Genomic DNA, 22,396 nt, shown 5'->3' with positions numbered 1-22,396 from the left:
ACGGATCGCCGCGACTTTGGTCGCCGACCCACTCCGGTCGGGCATGGACCGGGCGCCCGACCACGTGCGCGACACGTACGACGACATCGCCGAGCACTTCGCGTCGACCCGGGAGTACCCCTGGCCGGAGGTAGAGACGTTCCTCGACGGCGTCGAGGGCGCCGTCGGCCTCGATCTCGGCTGCGGCAACGCCCGCCACGCCGAGCCGATGGCCGAGCGCGTCGACCGGGTGATCGGCGTCGACGTGAGCCGCGGGCTGCTCGACACCGCCCGGAAGCGCCGCGGCGAGCGCGGCTTCGACGTCGATCTCGTGCAGGGCGACGCCGGGCGGCTCCCGATCGCAGCGGGCGTCGTCGACGTCGCGGTGTACGTCGCCACGCTCCACCACCTTCCGGACCGTGCTGCGCGACGCCGAAGCCTGGACGAGCTCGCCCGCGCTCTCGCACCGGAGGGCCGCGCGCTCGTCTCGGCGTGGAGCACCACGCACGACCGCTTCGACCGCTCGGAGGGGTTCGACACGACGGTCGACTGGACGCTGCCGGGCGGCGAAACGGTGCCGCGGTTCTACCACGTCTACGATCCCGACGAGTTCCGAGCCGATATCGCGGCGAGCGATCTGATCGCCGAGGACGTGTTCCTCTCCAGCGGGAACTGCTATGCCGTCGTCGGAAAAGGGAAACACCCTTAACCGCCGCCCGAAAAGGGAAGGACGCACGCTGGTGTGGGCTCAATGGCCCACCGGCGGATCGCGGTCGCGCGATCCCCCGGGCGATCGTTCGATTGCCCGGTTTCAGTACACGCCACAGCACGCGCCAAAGCGCGTCGTGGGGTGTGACGCGCCGATATGCGGCGCGAAAAACGAGCGCCGGTGGTGAGCGATTCCGAAGGAATCGCGATCTACGGCGCATGAGGAACAGCGTGACGAAAGCGCCGGTGGTCTAGTGGTAGGACCTGAGCCTTCCAAGCTCATGGCCCGGGTTCAAATCCCGGCCGGCGCACTTCTGAATTCTAATCCATTATTCACATTTTTACTCAGCGATTAGCGTAGCAATATCCGTTGGTTTGCGAAGACTCCACTTTCAGTCTAAGTAGGATATTACCGTTCTCTACCAATTTCACGGTGTTTTTATAATGCTTTAGACATACCAGGATCCATGGTAAGCTCTAATATGGATCTTGAGGCCGAAGAACTACGGCTTGTTGATCTCCTCGGTGAAAAAACTCGAATATTCAAAGTCCCAATATTCCAAAGAGAATATAAATGGAATGAGGAACAGAGAATAGCACTGTGGAATGATATTAGCAGTATCGGTACCGATTACAAGAGTTCTCATTTCGTTGGTCAGGTCATCCTTGTAGAAGATCATGATGAGGGAGATGACGATGTTCAGGTCTACAAGATCGTTGACGGTCAGCAGCGATTGACTACGTTTTCTATCTTAGTCTGTGCTATCCGCGACGTAGCAGGACTCCCCGATGATCACAAAAACGTTGAAAGTATACTCACTACGCATGATCAAACTGGGAAATCCGTTCGTACTTTACAACTTCTCGATAACGATGATAAAGCCTACCAACACATTTACGATGGAGATGTAGAACAGGTAGGTTCGGACCATCCTATCCGAGAATGTTATGACTTTTTCGCGGACAAAGTGTCCGATCTGACTGCAGACGAGCGCGAGGAGATGCTTCAAAATACTGTTCACCACGTGAACCTTGTTCGAACGTCCTGTGGGAGCATGACCGCTGCGTATCAAGTGTTTCAGACACAGAACGAGCGCGGACTCGAACTATCACCAATCAACCTTGCTAAAACTAAACTTTTAGAGGAAGCTACGAAATCAGGATTGGACGAAAGAGACGTTCGGCGGCGATGGGAGGACATTAGTACGCGACTTGAAGAGAATGACAAAGTCAGCAGTGCAGCTCCAAGACGGGCAATAACTCACTATCTCATCGTAGATGACCAGTATCAAGCACATGGACGCATTACGAGCAAGGATTTCTATCGTGTTTTCACTGAGGCACTCGATACCCATAGTGGACCTACAGAAATTCGACGGTTTGTCGGGAAGTTAGAAGACTATACAGACACATATATTGATATTCATGAGGGGACGGTTCGGAAGTATCGGCGGAATAAGCGTAATCAGATCAACAAGCAGATGAGGTTTTTCCAATGCAAAAATGCGCACGCACCAATTGTCCTGCTTTATCTTGTAGAGAACGTTAGCGACGCGGATGAAATGGAGAAGCTTCTACGCCTCGCAAATAAGCTCAACGTACGGCTGAATCTTGAGGATGCAAATCCTGCCCACCATCGGGATAGTATGTATCAGTTCGTGAGCCAACTGAAAGAAGCCGAGCAGAGTAACTGGGAGCCCTCGATTGAGGAACTGATCAACGAACGCACGGTTGAAGACGAACAGTTGTTCGAGATCCTGAAAGGACGCGAGCTTCCAAACAGCGCATTCACCCGAAATATGCTTCGCACACTTGAGGAAGATTACTACCAGGCAGGAACTCCTGAAACACAGCTCGATTCCGATCGGGTTGAGCTAGAGCATATCGCTCCACAGAGAGCTATGTCGTCAAACAAATACAGTTCCTGGGAAGCAGTATTCAATAACAACGAGGAACGCTTTGATCTCTATAAGTCTCGATTGGGGAATCTCACACTGCTTGCAGATAGTCAGAACGTTCGAGCAAGCAATAATCCGTTCGCTGAGAAATGTGCAGAGTATCGTAACTCGAAAATTCAGATGACGAAGAAAATCCCTGAAGAGCACGATAACTGGGGGTTTGAAGCTATCGATGACCGGACAGAGAAACTTGCAGAAGACATTATCAACTTCTGGGGGACATAATCCCCGCTACGACCGCCAGTACGACGGCGTCAACAGCACCAGCACAGGGATGATCTCGATCCGACCGATCCACATCAGGAGAATCATCGCGACCTTCGTGCTCTCGGGAAACACCTCGTAGGTCTCGTAGGGGCCGGCGACGCCGAAGCCGGGGCCGATGTTGAAAAAGGTCGCCGCAGCGGCGCCCATGGCCTCGAACTCGGTGATCTGGAAGCCGACGCGGGAGCTGTCGACCACCAGGAAGACGGTGGTGCCGATGAAGAACACGAGGCTGACCAGCGTGTAGGCGTAGACGTCGCGAATCGTCTGCTCGTCGATCACGTCGCCGCTCAGGCGGACCGGCTTGACGACCGCGGGGTGGCTCGCGACGAACAGGTCCCGGCGGAACCCCTTCAGCACGATGAGCCAGCGCAGCGCCTTGATCGAGCAGGTCGTGCTGCCCGCCATCCCGCCGATGAACATGCAGATAAAGAGGAGGTGTTTCGCCGAGGCCGACCACGTGTTGAAGTCGACGGTCGCGTAGCCAGTCGTCGTCGTGATCGAGACGACCTGGAAGACGCCGTGGCGGATCGTCCGTTCGACGTCCCCGGCGTAGGTCGCGTCCGAGAACAGGATGGCGACGACGACGAGGCTAAAGAGTCCGAGAATGGCGACGTAGAAGCGGAACTCGTCGCTCTCGTAGAGGCGCTCGACGTTGCCCTGCAGGACCAGATAGATCAGGACGAAGCTCGTCGCGCCCAGCGCCATGAACAGGGTCGTGACCCACTGGACGATCGGCGCGAACGCGCCGAGACTCTCGGGCCGGGGCGAGAACCCGCTGGTCGAGACTGTCGTGAAGGCGTGGGCGACGGCGTCGAACAGCGTCATGTTCGGCGCCGCGCCGACCAGTCCCAGCCCGGCGAGGATCGCGATCAGAAGCAGCGTCAGGCCGACGTAGAGCCCCCAGAGCAGCCGAGCGGTGTGGGAAATCTTCGGCGTGAGTCGGTTGACGTTCCGCGTCTGGGTCTCGGTCTCCATGAGCTGGGCGCCGGCGACGCCGAGCTGCGAGAGGATCGCCGTCGCGAGGATGAGGATGCCGAGTCCGCCGAGCCACTGGATGAGTTGTCGCCACAGCAACACCGCCCGCGAGTGGACGGAGAAATCGACCGCCGCGGTGGCGCCGGTGGTCGTGATGCCGCTCATGCTCTCGAACAGCGCGTTCACGGGATGGGCGAGCGCCCCGTCGCCCGCAGCCACGAAGGGAATCGCGCCGACGAGCGCGACCGAGAGCCACGTGAGCGCGACCATGAGGAACGCCTCCCTGGTTCCCAGATCGCGCTCGTCGGCGAGTCGTTCGAGGAGCGCGCCGACCGCGACTGTGACGCCGATCGTCAGCAGGAACGGGACGACATCCGCGCGGTCGTACAGCGCGAGCGCCAGCGGAATCAGTAACGGCACCGAGAGCCACTTGAGGATCGTCCCGACGAGGCTGCAGCTGACTCGCCAGTCGACGCGGACCGTCATCGTGGTCGCTCCAATCGGATGGCACAGAACTTGCGGTGGTCGCGGCTCGGCGGCTCGTACATCACTCGCCTACTGGTAGTAACTGTGTGCGTTCGCCGACATGGATGTACCGATTGTCCACCTCGCATCGACGCCGACGTGCGGCCCCTCGCTGGATCGTCGAACGGTACGACGGTACGGTCGCAAGTGAGAGGCTTTTTTGTCGCCCTGTGGGTACGTCGATCCGATGCCGAGCCACGTCGACTACAGGGCGGCGTTCAGCCTGGTCGGGACCGTCCTGAAGTACATCACCGTCCCGTTCGCGTTCCCGCTACTGGTCTCGCTGTGGTACGGCGAGAGTCCGCTACCGTTCGTCGTGACGATCCTGGTCGCCCTCGCGGTCGGCGAGGGGCTCCGGCGCCTTCGACCGGAGCCGGATCTCGGCCACCGGGAGGGGTTCTTGCTCGTCGGGGCGACGTGGCTCGCGGTTCCGCTGATCGGGACGCTTCCCTACCTCGTCGCCGGACAGGGGTCGGTCGCAAACCCCGTCTACGCCCTGTTCGAGAGCATGAGCGGGTTCACGACGACCGGTGCGACGGTGCTCAGCGACATCTCGGTCGAGCGCCACGGTCACGGGATGATGATGTACCGACAGCTCACCCAGTGGCTCGGCGGGATGGGGATCGTCGTTCTGATGGTCGCGATCCTGCCCGAACTGTCGGTCGGCGGGGCCCAGTTGATCAAGGAGGAGGCGCCCGGGTTCGAACTGGAGAAGCTCACGCCCCGGATCACCTCGACCGCCCGCGCGCTCTGGAAGATCTACGCCGGCCTGACGCTGCTCGCGGCGGCGGTGTACTACGCGCTGAACCTCTTCGGACCCGCCGACGGGATGACCGTCTACAACGCCGTCGCCCACGCGCTGACGACGATGCCGACCGGCGGGTTCTCGCCGGAGGCCCGCAGCGCCGAGGCGTTCGCGCCGATCGTCCAGTGGGCAATGATCCCCTTCATGATCGTCGCCGGGACGAACTTCGCCCTGCTGTGGCACGCGCTCGACGGCAATCCCTCGCGACTCGTCGATGATTCGGAGTTCCGGGCCTATCTCGCGGCGCTGGCGAGCGTCGGCGGTCTCATCGCCGCCCTGCTGTACGCCGGTCCCGGCCTCGACTCGACGCCGAGTCAGGTCGCGCCGATCGTCGGCGCGATCGAGCCCGCGCTTCGGCAGGCGCTGTTCCAGGTCGTCGCCATCGTCACGACGACGGGGTACGCGAGCATGGACTTCAACGTGTGGAGCGCGCCGGCCCAGACGATCCTCCTGTTCGCGATGTTTCTGGGCGGCTCGGTCGGTTCGGCGGCCGGCGGGATCAAGATCGTCCGCTGGTACGCGATCTCCCGACTGATCGACCGCGAGCTGTACACGACCGTCCACCCCGAGGCGGTGCGGCCGATCCGCGTCTCCGGGTCGGTCGTCGACGAGGACACGCTCATGGGGCTCGTCGGCTTCACGCTCACGTTTCTCCTGTTGTTCGCACTCTCGACCGTGCTGCTCTACCTCGACACGCTGCGGACGCCGGGGCTGTCGCTGAACGGGCTGGAAGCGATGAGCGTCACGATGGCGACGCTGGGCAACATCGGACCGGGCTTCGGGGAGGTCGGCCCGATGAACAGCTACGGCGAGTTCTCGGCCGCAGCGAAGCTGTACATGACGTTCCTGATGTGGATCGGCCGCCTGGAGATCATCTCGGTGCTGGTGTTGCTGTCGCCGACGTTCTGGCGGCGCTGATCCGGCGACGTCGTTCTGACTGTAGTGCACCGTGGCGTCTGTTCGGGAGGGGTGACCCCGCCATCCGCTCTGGCAGCGGACGCCGCTCACCGGTTCGCGCTCGCCCGGAACGCCGCCGCGACGACGTACGCCACGAGCAGGCTCCCCACCAGCGCGAGGATTCTCCCGAGGACGACCGCGACATCGACCGAGAGAATCACACCGCCGACTTCCAGCGCCAGCCCCCCGGCGAGCGCCGCGATCGACGCCGCGGCGAGCCGGTCGCCGGCGCCGGGGAGGTCCCCCACGGCCGGCGGGTAGAAGTGATACGAGACGCCGACGATCGTCAGCCCCAGAAAGCCGAGCACGTTCAGCCGCGCGTGGACCGCCGCGAGCGCCGCGGTGGGCCCGGCGGTCGCGAAGTGGATCCCCAGCGAGACGCCGACGACTCCGGCGAGCGCACCCAGCAGGACGCCGTACCGGCCGACGCGCTCGCGGTCGGAGCGCCGGAGCACGGCGAGGACGGCCAGCGCAAAGCCGCCGACTGCAATCGCCTCGACGGCGGCGCCGACCGATAGCCACGGCGTTCCGAGGCCCGCCGCCAGCAGTGCGGGCCCGACCGCGCCGGTCGGCAGGACGAGCCACGCGAGCGGCCGCGGCGGCGTCGCGACGAGCAACCGCGGGAGCAGGCGGAAGCCGACGGCGAACACGAGCAACCCGCCGGTGCCCGCGGCGAGCAAGTGGGTTGCCCGGGCCGGGTAGCCGTCGAGCAGCGGCACCAGCGGCGTCGCGCCGGCGGCCGTCGCGTAGGAGCCGATCAGCAGGTACGCGAGCGCGATCGGGACGAACGCGTTCGCCAGCCGATCGAGATCGCGGCGGTGAGCGTTGTGATCGCCCGTCCCCGTCCGGCGGCCCGAGAGATTGCTTCGGAGCGTCCACAGCAGCGTCGCGACGAAGACGGCGACGCCGACCAGCCAGAGGACGCTTCCGACCGCGGCGAGTCCGGACGCGGGACGCGCAGCGCCCGCGGCCAGCAACAGGGCGCCGAGAGCCGTCGCCGGGAACTGCACCGCGAGCGGCCCAGCGCTCTCCAGTTCGGACTCGAAGTACGCGGGCACGAGCGAGTAAGCTTGTCCGAACACCGCGTGGAGGACGAAGCCGTACACGCCGAGGCGGACGCCGACGGGCCGAGGGACGCCGGCGACGGCGGCGACCTGCCACGCGACCAAAAAGCACGCGCTCGCCGCGACGAACCAGCGGACGCGCCGCGAGACGGCGCCGACCGATCCGGCCATCGAGTCAACAGTTGGACCGCGCGGCCTTTGCAGTTCGGCCCGAACGTGTTCGTGGCGCGTCGGGACGCAACCGGTGGAGAAGGGAACCACTGAACGACGAATGTAAGCCGGCGTTACCCGTGGAAAGGTGGAGATAGCGGCGAGCAACCCGGACTGTACCCTGATCGTTCAGCATCGTTTGTTCGTACCCGGTCAGTAACTAAGCGGGTCGCACTCCCTCTGTAGACCCGTATGCCAACCTGCAATAACTGCGGTTCGTTCGTGACCCGGGACTTCGCGCGCGTGTTCGGCGACAATCAGGAGAACGTCAGCGCCTGCGTCGAGTGCACAACTGGACGAGACCTCAAGTCGGGCGCAGCAATCCAGTAACTCGGCGCGTCCGTTCAGTTGGCTTCCGCGGCTTCCAGCGCCTCGTCGACGTACTGCGCTTCCCAGTCGCGCCGGGCCTCGATCTCCCGGCGACCGCGAGCCGTCAGCGAGTAGTAGTTGGTACGCCGGTCGAGTTGGCCCTTCTCCGCGAGCCCTTTTTCGACGAGCGTGTCGAGGTTCGGGTACAGCCGCCCGTGATGGATCTCTTTCTCGTAGTACTCCTCGAGTTCGTCCTTGATCGCGAGGCCGTGTGGGTCGTCGAGGCCCGCGATGACGTACAGGAGGTCGCGCTGGAATCCGGTCAGATCGTACATCGTTCTACACGTGTTATACTATCCAATTTGTGTTAAGTCTATCGCTACGACGTTCCATCGCCGGCACACGTGGACGAAGGTTTCGGTCCCACCGAGGGTTCAAAATGGGTCGGTTGACGCTGGAAAGCGGTTCGACACCAACCAGCCGTTGCCGGTCTATCTCCCGTCAAACGCCGGTTTTCTCGTGACAACCCCTCGTTACGTCACCCTCAGATCGTCTGTCAGCCGAGTCGCTATTCGATCCGTCCGGCGTCGTCGGTCAGTTCGCGCAGCCGGTCGACCGGGAACGCTTCGAGCTGGTCGGCCGTGCAGCGCCACTCCCAGTTGTCCTCCGCCGTCCCCGGCGCGTTGAACCGCGCCCACTCGCCGAGGTCGAACAGGTCCTGGACCGGGACGACCGAAAGCACCGAGTCCGAGTGCCAGGCCGCCGCGATCAGCTCCCAGTTGATCTCCTCGCCGTCGGCGCCGAGATAGTAGTGCAGACAGTCCCGGTGTTCCTCGGAGAGGCTCTCGTACCAACCGCGGACGGTGTTCGTGTCGTGGGTGCCGGGATACGCGACCGTGTCCTCGTCGTACGTGTGGGGCAGGTAGATGTGGTCCTCGGAACACCAGTCGGCGTACTGGAGCACCTTCATGCCGGGCGCGTCGACGTCCCGTCGAAGCTGTTCGACCGACTCGTTAATGAAGCCGATGTCCTCGGCGATCACGGGGAGCTCGCCGAGCTCGGATTCGAGGCGCTCGAAAAACTCCAACCCCGGTCCCTCGTGCCACCGCCCGCCGGACGGGTCGGCGTCGGCGGGGATCGCGTAGTACTCGTCGAACCCGCGGAAGTGGTCGATCCGGATCAGGTCCGACAGCTCCAGTTGCCACTCGACGCGATCGAGCCACCACTCGTACTCCTCGTCGACGACGGCGTCCCAGTCGTACACCGGCATCCCCCACTCCTGTGCGGGGTTGTTCGCGTCGGCGGGGACGCCCGAGATCAGCGCCGGCTCGCCGGACTCGTCGAGCTCGAACAGCTCGGGGTTCGCCCAGACGTCGGCGCTGTCCTGGGCGACGTAGATCGGCAGGTCGCCGACGATGTCGATTCCGCGCTCCGCGGCGTACTCGTGGAGCTCGTCCCACTGGTCGATCGCGAGGAACTGGCAGAACTTCCTGAAGCGAATCTCGTCGGCCAGCTCCTCGCGGTACTCGGCCATCGCCCCGGGCTCGCGCGAGCGGATCGGATCGGGCCAGTCGGTCCAGGCGACGTCCCCGAAGTGGTCCTTGAGCGCCCGGAACAGCGCGTAGTTGTCGAGCCAGTCGACACGCTCGCGGAACGCGGCGAACGCCGACGCCACGTCCTCGGGCTCCTCGGCCTCGAATCGGTCGTACGCCTCGCGGAGCAGCGGGTTCTTGAACTCGCGGACGGCCTCGTAGTCGACTCGCTCGTCGGGGAACGACCGGTCCGCGGCGACGTCGGACTCGTTGAGCAGACCGCGATCGACGAGGTCGTCGAGGTCGATCAGGAGCGGTTCGAGCGCGAACGCGGAGTAGGCCTGATATGGTGAGAACCCGTGAACCTCGGCGACCGGACTCAGCGGACACAGCTGCCACAGCGACTGACCGGCGTCCGCCGCGGCGTCGACGAACTGCTTCGCCGGCTCGCCGATCGACCCGATGCCGTGCCGCCCGGGCAACGCCGTCGGATGCAGGTACACTCCACTCTGTCGCGAAAAACGGCTCATACAGGACGTACGGCGGCCTCGGTTGTAAGGATGCTGCAATTGCTCGGCAGGTAAAATATACCGACAGGTCACGCGTGAGTAACTAACTCGATGCGACGCCGATCGAAAACGAAGGGTCGGTCGCGGCGCCTCAGTCGAACCGGACGCTCGTGAGCGTGGTGCCCACGCCAGCGAGCTCGTCCGCATCGGAGGCCGCGATCACGGACACCGACTCGGTGCCCGGCTGAACCTCGACGGTCGCCTCGAACCGGTCGTCCTTGACGGTCGCGATCGCGGTGTCGTCGGCCGTCCAGAGCACGACCTCGTCGGCGCGAGTGGTGCCGGCGACCGTCGCCTCGCCGCCGGACAGTTCGACGTCGTCGACCGACAGCGGCGGTCCGTCGGGATCGATGTCGCGGTAGCGACGTTCGAGGAACGTCGGCGTCTCGACGGGGCTGCCGGCGTCGAGGGCGTCGGCCAGGCGCACGAACTGGGCCATGCTCCAGGCCAGCGGCGTCGCCGCGCCGGTGCCCTCACCGATCTCCCAGCCGAAGTCGGTCGGGTACTCGCGATCCCACACCTGTTCGGGGATCATCCGCCCGCTGTTGGCGAACCGCTGCATCGTCTTGAGCAGCTCCGCGGGGTCGTAGTCGCCGATCTCCTCGCGGCCGCCGAGGTCGGCGTCGGCCGCCGCGGCGAGTTCGTACTCGCCGCGCTCGCCGGTGAAGATCGGCCACAGCCGCCCCGATCCGTTGCGGTCGATCGACCAGGGCCCACCCTCGTCGGGCTCGATCTCGCCCATCTCGCCGTAGCCGTCGCCGTTGTAGCGGTACCAACCCGGCCCGTTCGGCGTGTCGACGTGGATCGTGTCGTCGGCGACCGCCAGCGAGTTGCGGATCAGGTCGTAGTCGGGATCGCGGATCCCCAGCCGGACGAGTTCGAGGAACCCGCCGTCGATGATGTCGCGCTCGTCGAGCGTCGGGCCGTTGTTCGCGAGCTCGCGCTTGACGCCGCTGTCGGGGTCGCCGTTACGCGACACGCGGATGTAGTACGGCGTCTGTTCGTGGCGCTCGGTCCCTTCGTCGGTCGCACACCAGCGGTCGACGCCGGTGCGCCAGTAGTCCGCGAACCCGAGGTACGCCAGCGCGTCGGCGTGCTCGCCTTCGGCGGCCGCCAGCGGCGCCGCGCAGGCCGCGCCGGCGATCTCGGCGGCGATCGTCGACGGCGAGTAGCCGGCCTCCTCCTCCCAGCGCTCCTGACCGCTCCGGGGCCCCGAGCGCAGGACGTACTCGACCGATCGGCGGACGTGCTCGTAGTCGTAGCCGACGTCCTCGAACTCCACGCCGTGGCGGGTCCAGAGCTGGTAGGCCATCACCGAGGGGAACGCGACGTTGTCGAGCTGTTCGCCGCCCCAGCGGATCCGGCCGTCGAGGAACGTGTTCTGCGAGATGAAGCCGTTGGGCCGCTGCTGGTGCTCGTAGATGTACTCCGTGGCTTCGGTGGCGCTGCGGACGTCGCCGATCGTCTCCAGCGCCGTGAACACCTGGTAGAGGTCCCGCGCCCAGGTGAAGTTGTAGCCGAAGTCCCGCGGCTCGGTCGCGTCGACGTTCTCGCCCCACGGCACCGACGGGCTGGCGATGCCGGCGCCGAGGAACGTCTTGTCCTCGACGGCTTTCAGCACCATCACCGCCGCGCGGTACTGGTTCGCCAGATCGGGATCGTCGCGCACCGAGTCCGGAAGCTCGACCGCATCGAGGTACTCGCGCCAGCCGTCGACGTACGCGTCGCGAACGCTGACGTACCCCCGCGAGAGTGCTCGCTGGGCCTCGGTCAACGCCATCTCGGTGTCGGCGTCCTCCGCGAATCCGAGCGCGATCGTGTCGGCGATCGAGGTCGCGCGCTCGCCGACGCGGCCGACGAGCACGCTGTGGCCCGGTCCGGCTTTCGGCTCGCCGTCTTCGGCCTCGCCCTCACTAAATAGCGCCGCGAGGTGTTCGTCGGTGGCCTCGCCGACCGTCGCCCAGTCGAACGACCGCTGGGAAGCGATCGCCGCGGCGACCTGATAGGGCTCGCCGTTCGGGTCGACGAACGCGGGATCGTGAGTCGCGCCCGTGTCCCAGGCCGCGAGCGCGTAGCCGTCGCCCTCGTCGACCAGTTCGGCGCTCTTGTCCTCGATGTACCCCGAGAGCGCGGCGTCGCCGACGACGTACACGTCGTACTGGTTGTTGTCGTCGGCCGCGAAGTCGACGTCCATCACGATCGACTCGCTGTCGGGGTCGGTGACGTACTCGACGACGAGCTCCCACTCGTGGCCGTCGGCGCCGGTCTCGGTGATCGTCTGGCGGTACACCGGCGACTCGGAGCCGACCATCGTCGTCGAGCGCTCGATCGTCTCGATGGCGTCGTCGGTGCGCTCCTCGTTGTGGGTGCGAGCGGTGTAGCTCGACTCGTCGTCGGCGTCGACGACGAGGAAGTCCACAGTCCTAAAGTTCATCAGATCGACCCGCGGGAACCGCGGCTCGGTCATCGCGCCTTCGGTCAGCGTGAACCAGACCCGGGAGGAGTTCGACTCCCAGTGGTCGGCCGCGGTGCCGACGCCGTAGGTTTCGCCGGTCGTCCACGTCGAGTGGGCGGCGGGCCCGCTGGGCTGGGTGAGTTCGGCCGAGGATGCCAGCGCGCCGTTCTCGTGGAGTCTGGCAACGACCGCCGACCGTAGGCCGTGGGCCCACGCGAACGGCGTCGCGCTGTCCTTGCGGCCGTCGTCGAACACCTGCTCGGAGAGGTAGCCGCCCGGCCCGGAGAGCCGACCGTCGGGCTGGATCAGGTCCAAGAGCATGCGGGCGCGCTCGAACGCCGCCTCGACCGGCGACGCTTCGGCGTCGGCGTCCGCCGCGTCGCCGAGCGCGTCGACGCCGTACTCGTCGATCATTCCGGCGAGGTCGGCGTTGGCCGACGCCGCCCAGCCGACCGCGAGCGGCCAGATTTTCGATTCCTCCTGGCCGCGGCGCCGCCACTCGTCGCCCTCGTAGCGGACGAGTCCGAGCAGCTCGCCGTCGGCGTCGTGCCGCGAGAGCCCCTCGACGGTCGTCGCGACGTGCTCGCGGAGCCGATCGGTGCGGTCGGCGTCGAGCGAGCCGGTCAGCGCCGCGTACGCGCGGTGGGCACAGACGAGCACGAGCGTCCCGACGTCGAGCCGGTCGTCGCCGGGCGCGCGCTCGAAGACGCCGCGGTCGCTCCAGCGCTCGCCGATAGCCTCGTACACCTCGGTCGCCAGGGCTTTCGCTCGTTTCTGCACCGATTCGTCCACCGGCGCCCGCCCGATCGCCGACAGCGCAAGTAGCGCCGACGCCGCGGTGTGGGTGAACCGCCCGGTGTCGGACTCCCAGACGTCCTGACAGGGCCGCGGGAGGCCGTCGTCGGCGATCATCCCGTCGAGCGCGTCGAGGCCGTCCTCGATGGTGCCCGTGATCCGGGCGACGAGATCGGTGTCGGGCGATCCCAGCCGGAGATACCGCGCGAGATACGCGAGCACGCTCGCGGTGCCGTCGGCGGGGTACTGCACGCTGTCGGCGCCGGCGACGCGGCCGTTCCCCCAGCCCGGCGCGAGCCGGCCGTTGTGCGCCCAGACGCGCTGGGGCCAGGTGCCGTCGGGCAGCTGTGCGTCGGCGTAAAAACGGGCGCTCGCGGCGTGTTGGTCCTCCAGATCGATGCCGAAGTTCGCGTCGACGGTCAGCAGGTGGCGGGCGACTTCGGCGTCGTCGCGGAACCAGCTGTAACCGTACCCGCCGGAGTAGACGTGGTGGGGGTCGAACTCGGGGCCCTTGATCCGGGCGCCTGTCGGCGCCGTCAGCAGCGAGAGGGTCCGGAGGTCAGACACGACGGTTTTGCGGTGGGGCACGTCCGGCACGTCGAACCGATTGCGCGACATCGCGCGGTTCCGGATCGCCCGATCGGTCTGGTAGTGATCGGCGAACGCGTGGACGTGCGCGAGCGCGTCGGAACGCGAGGTCTCCTCGTGGTCGGCGACCAGCGAGACGAGCGTCGTCTGGGCGAGGCTCCCCTCGTCGTCGAGGGGGACCTCGGCGACGATCGTGTCCGAGAGGTCGTCGCCCGCGCCTTCCCCGGTCGGCAGCGCGCCGGGATCGTCGGCGAGCAGCTCGTCGAACCCTTCGCGGCGCTGGCTGACCGCGTGGTCGATGCCGGTCGACGCCGTGAGGTAGTCGTGCTCGGCGTCGTGGAACACCTCGACGACGTCGTCGTGGAGCAGGTGGCCGACGCTGCTGGTCTGGCCGTCCGGCGCGAACGCCACCGCGGCGATCAGGCTCGGACGGTCGGGCACGTCACCCCGCAGTTCCAGGTGGGTGAGGTGCGCCTTCTCCAGCGTGTAGTCGTACTGGTGGATCGAGTAGCCGTCGGCCTGATGGCGGGTGACCACCATCGTCGTCTCGCCCTCGTAGGTCTGGCGCGTCGTCTCCAGATCGTCGAACCAGGTCACGTGATCGTCCGCGCGGATGCCGTACCGCGAGCTGTCGATCCCGTGCATATCCAGCGTCGAGCCGGAGTAATCCCGAACCGATCCGGACCGATCGACGTAGACCAGCCGCCCCTCGTCGCCGGAGAATAGCCCGTCGGTCGAGGGGCGCTCTCCCGGATGTGTGTCGTCGTCGCTTCGGTCCCCCTTGTACTCGTTGATCGCGATGCGCATCGTCATAAAGACCAGTTCCTCCGCCTGAAAGTAGGCGGAAATTGTTCGTCACGACTCTAGCCGGGTGGTGCATATAAACCTGCCTATGGCATCATGGAACTTGGTGGCTATGCGCACGCGTTCGTACCAACGTCTTCGAGCTAATAACTACGTGACAGAGGCGTCGCACCGCGGTTGACTCCTCCCGCCCCACACCTGTTGCTATGGCGACAGTACAATGTGTACAATCATCGACAGTATGGAGTGAATCGGTATGACAGAGCCTGACGATAACGTACCGTGTCGAAAATCGGGAAATAAAAGACCCCTCCCACTGGACATCTAGGTGATAATGCACCATCCAGGCCCCCCTCGGTTCGAGGCAGTCGGATCGGCCGTCGATCTGGCACCGCGCGACCCCGACCCCGCCGGCAGTTACCAGTGGCGTATCGCCGACGCTCCGGAACGGAGCGCCGCCACGCTCGGCGACGGGCCGGTCGAACAGTTCACCCCCGACGAGCCCGGCACGTACACCATCACGCTGGACGCGCCCGACGGAACGCACACGCTGACCGTCCGCGCGTTCCCGGCGTCGTACGCGCCGCCCGAACCCGACCCGGCGGCGTCCGGCTCGGGCTTCCAGTCCGGTTCGGGACTCCGATCGGGGTCGGGCTTCCAGTCGGGATCCGGCCTCCGATCGGGCTACGCTAGCGGCTCCGCCACGACCGCGACCGGCTACGACGCAGGCGGCCGCCCCCGTATCCAGCTGTTCGCGCGCGTCGAGGGCGACGAGGTCGTGTTCGAAGCCGAACCCGCATCGTCGCCCAGCAGCGACGTGCCGAGTGAGGACCTCGACGTCGAGTTCCACGCCGACGACCGCGACCCTCTCGACACCGACGACCTCGACGTCGACGACCACGAGGCCCGCGTCTCGCTCGACGCGCTCGGCGAGTACAGCCGCGTCCACGCCGTCGCGCTCGGCGAGACGTTCAGCGTCGCCGACACCGTCGGCGTCGCCGTCGATGGGGGCGTCGAGATCGAGCGACTCAACGAGCCGCCCGAATGGGGGAAAGAGGTCACGCTCTACGAGGTGTACGTCCGCACGTTCACCGGTGGCGAGGCCGCGACGTTCGACGCCATCGCCGACCGACTGGAGTACCTCGCGGAGATGGGCGTCGACTGCATCTGGCTCTCCCCGGTGCTGCAGAACGACGACTTCGATCACGGCTACAACATCACCGATTTCTTCTCGATCGCCGACGATCTGGGCACGCGCGAGGAGTTCGAGGCGTTCGTCGACGACGCCCACGACCACGGCATCAACGTGCTCTTTGACCTCGTGCTCAACCACTCCGCCCGCGAGCACGAGTACTTCAAGCGCGCCGAGGACGGCGATCCCAAGTACCGCGACTGGTACGAGTGGACCGACGAGGAAAACGACGTGCCGGGCACGTACTTCGACTGGCCGTACATCGCGAACTTCAACTTCGACACCCTGGAGGTGCGCCGGCACCTGCTCGACGCCGTCGACGAGTGGGCGCCGATCGTCGACGGGTTCCGCTGCGACATGGCCTGGGCGGTCCCGACGAGCTTCTGGAAGGAGGTCCGCGACCGCGTGAAGTCCCACGACTCGGAGTTCCTGCTGCTCGACGAGACGATCCCCTACATCGCGGACTTCCACGAGCTCTGCTTCGACGTCCACTTCGACACGACGCTGTACCACAACCTGCGCCAGATCGGCAACGGGGCCGCCGACGCGGCGTCGATCCACGACGCGATCGACAACCGCGCCGAGACCGGGTTCCCTGACCACGCCGGCTTCCTGCTGTACATCGAGAACCACGACGAGACGCGCTACGCGGAGGATTGTGGCCGCAAGCAAGCCTTTACCGCCGCGGGCGCGCTCTTCACGCTCCCCGGCATCCCGCTGCTGTACGCCGGCCAGGAGATCGGCGAGGAGACCCGCCGCGAGAAAGTCGAGTGGGCGGCCGCCGACGAGGAACTGCGCGATCACTACCGCAGCCTGATCGAGACGCGCGACGCCCACCCCGCGCTCGGCTACGAGGGCGACTACGAGCCCGTCGAGGTCGAGGCGAGCCACGACGGCGTCGTCGCGTACGCCCGCGAAGCCGAGGGCGAGCGGCTGGTCGTCGTGCTGAACTTCGGGCCGGTCGCCGAGTCGGTCGCGGTCGACGCCGACGTCGAGACGACCGACCTCGTCTCCGGCGACGACGTGAACGCGCCCGCCGCCGACGTCGAGGTCGACGACGTCGTGGTCCTGCAGGCCTGAGAGCGGCGTCGAACGGCGATCGTCGTCCCGTATCGTACTCGTTTGCTCCGCGCGAATTTCTGATCGCGGTTGTGACTGTTAGTCCGCGCTCCGCTTCGCGTACGCGAACACGGACAGCGCGACGACGATCCAGACCAGCGCGCCGACCCGGACCGCAAAGGAGAGTCTGGACCCCCAGGTGGGCAGAGAAACCGGAATCGACAGTGCGGCCACGATCGGCGCGCCGACGAGGATCGTACAGACGAACGTCGTCTGCATGACCCAGCCGAAGTCGACGCCGTCGGGATCGCTCCGCTCGACTGGTTCGCGCACGATCGGTGGTTTCCCCCGCGATACCTTGAACCTTTACAGGATCGACCGGCGCCGCCGGCCTCTCAGAGGAACGGCTGTGCGGCGAGGTAGACGCCGACGCCCAGCACGGCGACGCCGACGGCGCGGACGAGCCAACGAAGCCTGTCGTCGATCTCGCGCTCGCCGCCGTACTCGCCGTGTCGCCCGGTCGTCGGGCCGTACGCGGCGAACTGCAGGCGGACCACCGCTCCCGGCGCCGCGACCGCGACGAGTCCGATGCCGATCGCCAGCGTAGCGGCCAGCGCGCTGCGAACGTCGACCATGCGCGCCGGTTGTGTCGGGGGCGAAATAAAGCCCGCCGATCCGTGGTACTATGTCGCCGTGCGCTCAACGTCCGGCCATGCCTACGACGGTCCGGGACGTCCGCGCGAAGGCGGGCGAGGAACCGATAACGATGCTGACCGCCTACGACGCGCCGACCGCCGGCGTGATCGACGACGCGGGGATCGACGCGATTCTGGTCGGCGATAGCATGGGCAACGCGGTGCTGGGCCACGACTCGACGCTGCCGGTCACCGTCGACGAGATGGCCAGTCGCACCGCCGCCGTGGCCCGCGGGACCGAGGACGCGCTGGTCGTCGCCGACATGCCCTTTTTGAGCATCGGCACGAGCCGGGAAGCCAGCGTCGAGAACGCCGGCCGGATGCTCAAGGAGGCCGACGCCGACGCGGTAAAAATCGAGAGCGGCCCTCACACCGTCGATCTGACCGAACGGCTGGTCCGGTTGGGGATTCCGGTGATGGCCCACCTCGGGTTGACGCCCCAGCGCGTGAACGAACTCGGCGGGTACACGCGGCAGGGGACCGACGAGGAATCGGCCGAGGAAATCCTCGAACTCGCGCGCGCCCACGAGGACGCCGGCGCGTTCTCGCTGGTGCTGGAACACGTCCCCTCGAATCTGGCGGCCCTGATCACCGACGAACTCGAAATCCCGACGATCGGCATCGGCGCCGGTCCCGAGGTCGACGGGCAGGTGCTCGTGTACAACGACGTCGTCGGACTGAGCGAGCGCTCGCCGCCGTTCGCCGAGCAGTTCGGCGACGTCCGCGCCGAGATCGAGCGCGCGGTCGATGGGTATCGAGACGCCGTCGAGAGCGGCGAGTACCCCGCCGAGGAACACAGCCACTACGCGGAGGAACTGGAAGACCTGTATTGAGCCGACACGGCTCGCGACGCGCGTGATCGTACGGGACGTTTGCAGCGCTCTCCGGAGTTGTTTTCGCGACCCGTTGCCAGAAGATTTTTATTACGGGATGGAGAATCCGAAACTCGCCGGGAAACTGGCGACGGAGCACGACAGGCTCAGTTTCGGGGCGGTCTCGCCCCGAGAGTCGCCCGACGCACGAGCCAGGGACTCGAACGCGTCGGTTTTCGAACGAGAGATAGCTTTCGGAGTTGCGGGTTCGAAGCGAGCGCAACGTGCGGAACTGTTCCTCTGTCGTCCAGCGACAGTGACTGTCCTCGATTCCGTCACAGGCACTGTCGCTTCGAGCAACGGAGTGTCGGAACAGCGCGACCAGCTGTCGGACCGAAGTCCGGCGGAGCGCGGAACTCTACTCGCGTCGCTGTTCCCGGAAGCAAGTATACGTAGCGGTCTACCAAAGATTATTAACAACACCTGTACATACTCGGTCTATGAGATGCCGACGGGCCGACTCCTCGCGAACGCTCGGTGAGAACACCCAGAAACTCTCACCCGAGCCGGGACGTTCGAGGGTGAGCGCCGAATGAGCGACACACTCGCAACCGATGTCTCACTGTGCGAGCGGGCGACGGAACGCCTCTGTGAGCGGACGTCGGAACGGCTCGCGTCCGCAGACGACGCGTTCGAAGCTGCCCGCGACGTCGTGGAGAAGTTAGGCGCTCACTGGCAGGGTGAGCACGCGGAGTTCGGATTCTGGACTCCGGAGTTGGTAGATCGGTCGGTTCCCGAGGAGGACGTCTTCGTCGAACTGATCACGCCGACCGAGCCTGTCGACTTGACGGCCGACGAGACGACCGTCCCGGTGCGTCGAGAGCGCGTGCCGACCAGACGCGCGGGCGAATACACGTGGGCCGCGATCGACGGCGTCAGACCCGGCACGCGGGACCGACTCGGGACGCTGTACCGGCTCACCTACCGGACCGACGACGGGTGGGAGACGATCCACGATCCGCTGGCGTACTCGCTGCCGTTCGGTGCGTACGCCCCCGCCGAACTGTACGACGTCGACCGACTCGACGCCGAGCGCCCGGACCGCGAGTACTACGAGGCGCTCGGTACCGAGGACGAACCAGTCGCGACCGAGGAGGACGGCGGACTGCCGCGAATCGAGCCCGCGACGAACTTGCTCGAACTCCACCCCGGGACCGCGAGCGAGGCGGGGTCGCTCGCCGGGGTCGCCCGGCGCTACGAGGAGATCGCGCGCAAGCGTCGCGAGGGGGAGGAGCTGACGCCGATGGAGCGCAACTTCGCCGGCTACGACGGCGTGCAGGTGATGCCGATCGCCCCCATCACGGAGGGCGAGTACCACTCGGACCACTTCGCGATCGACGACCCCGCGCCGAACCAGCGATCGGTCGACGCCGAAGCGACGCTCCGCCGCCCCCGGATGGTAAACTGGGGGTACGACATCGTCGTCTCGGGCTTCTCGGCGGTGAACCCGGCGGTCCTCGAAACGGGTCGGCCGGACGAACTGGTCGACTTCATCGCGACGCTGCACGACCAGCCCGAGCCGATGCGGGTCGTCTTCGACATCGCGCTGGGCCACGCCGACGACGGCGCGCTGGGGCTGCTCAACGACGAGTTCTTCGAGGGCCCGGGGATGTACGGACGGGAACTCGACTACACGCAGCCGACGGTCAGGGCGATCCTGCTCGAACTCCAGCGACGGAAGATGGATTGGGGCGCGGACGGCATCCGCGTCGACGGTGCCCAGGACTTCACAAACTGGGACCCCGAGACGGAGGAGGAGTACCACGACGACGAGTTCCTCGCCGAGATGGACGCCGTGACCCAGACGGTCGCCGGCCGGGAGTACCGACCGTGGATGATCTTCGAGGACGGCCGGCCCTGGCCGGACGAAGACTGGGAACTGGCTTCGTCGTACCGCGAACTGATCGAGCAACACCCCCACTCCTTCCAGTGGGGGCCGGTCACGTTCGCGCACAATACGCCCGCGATTCTGACGTTCTGGGCGACCAAGTGGTGGCGCGTCCGCGAGGTCGCCGAGATGGGCAGCCAGTGGATCTCCGGCGTCGCCAACCACGACACGATGCGGCGCGGCGCGCAAGTCGAAGTGGGCGAGAGCTGGGACGCGACTCAAGAGAACCCCTATCTGGCGGACTCGCTCCCCGGGACGATCGAGCGGGCGTACGACAACCCGGCCTCCAACGCGCTGTTCTACTGTTTCCTGCCGGGCGTACCGATGGATTTCACTCACGCGAACGCCCGCGCGCCGTGGTACTTCGTTCGGGACACGGATCCCGACTGGAACGTGAAAGTCGTCGGCGAGTCGGCCTACTTCGTCGACTGGCGGGTATCCGCGGAGCGCTACGACGATCTCGACCAGTTCACCCGGCTGAAGGAACTCGGGTTCGACGACCGCGAGCAGCTCCGCGAGTTCGGCCACGCGCTCGCGTCGGTCGGTGAGGCGACCGACTACGACCGGGACCTGATGGCGACGATGCTCGGCGCCATGGACTGGCCGCTGGGCGACGACGTCGACGCCGCGGCCCTCGAAACGTTCGCGCTGGCGTGGATGCGCGACGTCGCGGACTTCTGCAATCTCGCACACTACGAGGACGAGCAGGATCCGGACCGAACGGCCTTCGACCTCGACGTCCGCGAGTTCCGCCACGACCGCCCCTGGCTCCGTCGGGATCTGCGAGCCGACGACGAGTTTTCCTACGCTCACCCCACCGATCAGACGGTCCTCTACTACGGACAGCGAAGCGATCCCGGCGGCGCCGAACAGTTGCTGTTCGTCGCTAACATGGAGGGCCGACCCGCGACGGTCGTTCCCGCGGACCTCGCTGACGTCGCTCGGGGCGGGTGGGAACTCGTGGTCGCGACGCCCGGTTGCGAGGACGCCGTCGCGGCGGAACCGGTCACGCTGACCGACAGCGACGTGGTCGTGTTCTCGCGAGGTGGGCGATGAGCGACGGCGCCGACGTCGACCGCGAGTGGTGGAAGGAAGCCGTCGTCTACCAGGTGTACCCGCGCAGCTTCAACGACTCGGACGGCGACGGAAACGGCGACATTCCGGGCATCGTCGAGAAGGTCGACTACCTCGACGAACTGGGCGTCGACGTCGTCTGGCTCAACCCCGTCTACGAGTCTCCCCTCGCGGACAACGGCTACGACATCGCGGACTACCAGTCGATCCATCCCGAGTTCGGCACGATGGACGACTGGGAGCGCCTGCTGGAGGAACTCCACGATCGGGACATGCGCCTGATCATGGATCTCGTGGTCAACCACACCTCCGACGAACACGAGTGGTTCGAACGCTCTCGAACAGGCAACGAGCGGTACGCCGACTACTATCACTGGAAAGAGGGAGAACCCGACGACGACGTACAGCCGAACAACTGGAACTCGTTCTTCGGCGGCTCGGCGTGGTCCTACGACGACGAGCGCGGCGAGTACTACCTCCACCTGTTCGACGAGAAACAGCCCGACCTCAACTGGCGCAACGCAGCGGTCAGGGAAGACGTCTACGAGATGATGAACTGGTGGCTCGACAGGGGGATCGACGGGTTCCGAATGGACGTGATCAACTTGATCTCCAAAACCGAGGGGCTCCCCGACGGCGATCCGGGCGACGAAGTGACCGGCGCCGGTCACTTCGTCGACGGCCCGCGTCTCGACGAGTACGTCACCGAACTGTACGAGCGCACGCTGGAGGGCCGCGACGTGATGACCGTCGGCGAGATGATCGGCGGCATCAGTGCGGACGAAGCCGCCGAGTACGTCGGCGAGGACGGCCTGTCGATGATCATCCACTTCGAGCACGTTCACGTAGACGTCGGACCGGGGGGCAAGTGGGACGTCGTCGACCTCGATCTCGCGGAGCTCAAGACTGTCGTCACCGACTGGCAAGAGACGCTGGCCGAGGAGGGCTGGAACTGCCTGTACCTCTCGAATCACGACCAGCCCCGCGCAGTCTCGCGGTTCGGCGACGACGGCGAGTACCGCCGCGAGTCCGCGAAGATGCTCGCGACGTTCCTCTTTACCCTCCAGGGGACGCCCTTCGTCTTCCAGGGCCAGGAGATCGGCATGACCAACGCCG

General features: G+C 65.8%; 15 protein-coding genes and 1 tRNA gene. 9 read left to right on the top strand and 7 right to left on the bottom strand.

Annotated features, from left to right (window positions below; translation table 11 throughout):
• Positions 1-43 precede the first annotated feature (43 nt).
• From NO931_RS07710 to NO931_RS07700, 3 genes are all read left to right on the top strand, one after another.
• Positions 44-688, top strand: coding sequence for a class I SAM-dependent methyltransferase (locus NO931_RS07710; RefSeq protein ID WP_256391080.1), 645 nt, complete (start codon positions 44-46; stop codon positions 686-688).
• Between the two features lie 239 nt (positions 689-927).
• Positions 928-998 (top strand) — tRNA-Gly (locus NO931_RS07705).
• Between the two features lie 171 nt (positions 999-1,169).
• Positions 1,170-2,870, top strand: coding sequence for a DUF262 domain-containing protein (locus tag NO931_RS07700; RefSeq protein ID WP_256391079.1), 1,701 nt, complete (start codon positions 1,170-1,172; stop codon positions 2,868-2,870).
• 6 nt (positions 2,871-2,876) lie between these two features.
• Here NO931_RS07700 and NO931_RS07695 read toward each other — a convergent pair whose 3' ends face one another.
• Complete coding sequence (locus tag NO931_RS07695) at positions 2,877-4,373, bottom strand: TrkH family potassium uptake protein (protein WP_256391078.1); 1,497 nt, start codon at positions 4,371-4,373, stop codon at positions 2,877-2,879.
• Positions 4,374-4,599: 226 nt separating this feature from the next.
• Here NO931_RS07695 and NO931_RS07690 point away from each other — a divergent pair, with 226 nt between their 5' ends.
• On the top strand, positions 4,600-6,135 hold the full coding sequence (locus NO931_RS07690) for a TrkH family potassium uptake protein (protein ID WP_256391077.1): 1,536 nt from the start codon (positions 4,600-4,602) through the stop codon (positions 6,133-6,135).
• Positions 6,136-6,221: 86 nt separating this feature from the next.
• Here the strand turns inward: NO931_RS07690 and NO931_RS07685 are convergent, their stop codons facing one another.
• Positions 6,222-7,409: a hypothetical protein gene (locus NO931_RS07685; RefSeq protein ID WP_256391076.1), complete on the bottom strand. Its 1,188-nt coding sequence runs from the start codon at positions 7,407-7,409 to the stop codon at positions 6,222-6,224.
• A 231-nt stretch (positions 7,410-7,640) separates the two neighbouring features.
• On the opposite strand from NO931_RS07685, the gene NO931_RS07680 reads away from it, so the two are divergent.
• Positions 7,641-7,778, top strand: coding sequence for a DUF7563 family protein (locus NO931_RS07680; protein ID WP_256391075.1), 138 nt, complete (start codon positions 7,641-7,643; stop codon positions 7,776-7,778).
• Positions 7,779-7,792: 14 nt separating this feature from the next.
• Here NO931_RS07680 and NO931_RS07675 read toward each other — a convergent pair whose 3' ends face one another.
• The 3 genes from NO931_RS07675 to NO931_RS07665 all read right to left on the bottom strand — a co-directional run bounded on the left by NO931_RS07675 (position 7,793) and on the right by NO931_RS07665 (position 14,509).
• Entirely contained in the window at positions 7,793-8,092 is a 300-nt protein-coding gene (locus NO931_RS07675; protein ID WP_256391074.1) for a PadR family transcriptional regulator, read from the bottom strand.
• 233 nt (positions 8,093-8,325) lie between these two features.
• Positions 8,326-9,819: a 4-alpha-glucanotransferase gene (gene malQ / locus NO931_RS07670; RefSeq protein WP_256391073.1), complete on the bottom strand. Its 1,494-nt coding sequence runs from the start codon at positions 9,817-9,819 to the stop codon at positions 8,326-8,328.
• 130 nt (positions 9,820-9,949) lie between these two features.
• Entirely contained in the window at positions 9,950-14,509 is a 4,560-nt protein-coding gene (locus NO931_RS07665) for a DUF7997 domain-containing protein (protein ID WP_256391072.1), read from the bottom strand.
• A 325-nt stretch (positions 14,510-14,834) separates the two neighbouring features.
• Here NO931_RS07665 and malA point away from each other — a divergent pair, with 325 nt between their 5' ends.
• Entirely contained in the window at positions 14,835-16,772 is a 1,938-nt protein-coding gene (malA, locus tag NO931_RS07660; protein WP_256391071.1) for an alpha-amylase MalA, read from the top strand.
• A 78-nt stretch (positions 16,773-16,850) separates the two neighbouring features.
• Here malA and NO931_RS07655 read toward each other — a convergent pair whose 3' ends face one another.
• Both NO931_RS07655 and NO931_RS07650 read right to left on the bottom strand, forming a co-directional pair.
• Positions 16,851-17,084 carry a DUF5822 domain-containing protein gene (locus NO931_RS07655; RefSeq protein WP_256391070.1) on the bottom strand — a complete coding sequence of 78 codons (234 nt, stop codon included), beginning with the start codon at positions 17,082-17,084 and terminating at the stop codon, positions 16,851-16,853.
• 62 nt (positions 17,085-17,146) lie between these two features.
• The gene (locus tag NO931_RS07650; RefSeq protein ID WP_256391069.1) at positions 17,147-17,386 is read right to left on the bottom strand and encodes a DUF6199 family natural product biosynthesis protein; all 240 of its coding nucleotides are present in this window, start codon (positions 17,384-17,386) and stop codon (positions 17,147-17,149) included.
• Positions 17,387-17,463: 77 nt separating this feature from the next.
• Here NO931_RS07650 and panB point away from each other — a divergent pair, with 77 nt between their 5' ends.
• From panB to NO931_RS07635, 3 genes are all read left to right on the top strand, one after another.
• Entirely contained in the window at positions 17,464-18,279 is an 816-nt protein-coding gene (gene panB / locus NO931_RS07645) for a 3-methyl-2-oxobutanoate hydroxymethyltransferase (protein ID WP_256391068.1), read from the top strand.
• A gap of 571 nt (positions 18,280-18,850) precedes the next feature.
• Positions 18,851-21,262: a glucosylglycerol hydrolase gene (gene gghA, locus NO931_RS07640; RefSeq protein WP_256391067.1), complete on the top strand. Its 2,412-nt coding sequence runs from the start codon at positions 18,851-18,853 to the stop codon at positions 21,260-21,262.
• Positions 21,259-22,396: alpha-glucosidase (locus NO931_RS07635; RefSeq protein WP_256392055.1), on the top strand; the 1,138-nt coding region annotated here is incomplete at its 3' end. The genes gghA and NO931_RS07635, both read left to right, overlap by 4 nt.

The organism is Natronoarchaeum rubrum, assembly GCF_024494695.1.
This window is presented reverse-complemented; position numbering and strand designations above follow the sequence as displayed.